At 63.1% G+C, this 263-nt stretch carries 1 pseudogene; it reads left to right on the top strand.

Annotated elements, in window-relative coordinates:
• Positions 1-263: pseudogene (locus SB756_RS31265) on the top strand (acetolactate synthase large subunit); the annotation flags it as partial.

The raw sequence follows: 263 nt of genomic DNA, 5'->3' as shown, positions 1-263 counted from the left end.
TTCCGCCTGGCTGAAGAAGAAAAGCCGGGTGCGGTACACCTGGAACTGCCGGAAGACATCGCCGCCGAGCAGACCGACGCACTGCCGATCCCGCGCAGCCTGCACCGCCGTCCGCTGGCCGAACACGTGGCCATCGAAGCTGCAGTCGAGAAGCTGAAGACCGCCCGTAACCCGATTCTGGTGATTGGCGCTGGCGCCAACCGCAAGATGACCGCCAAGGTCCTCAAGCAACTGATCGACAAGACCGGCATCCCGTTCATCAC

Source organism: Pseudomonas sp. SIMBA_068 (assembly GCF_046534705.1).
Taxonomy (GTDB): domain Bacteria; phylum Pseudomonadota; class Gammaproteobacteria; order Pseudomonadales; family Pseudomonadaceae; genus Aquipseudomonas; species Aquipseudomonas putida.
Note: the sequence above shows the minus strand (reverse complement) of the source record. Positions and strands in the feature narration are given on the sequence as shown.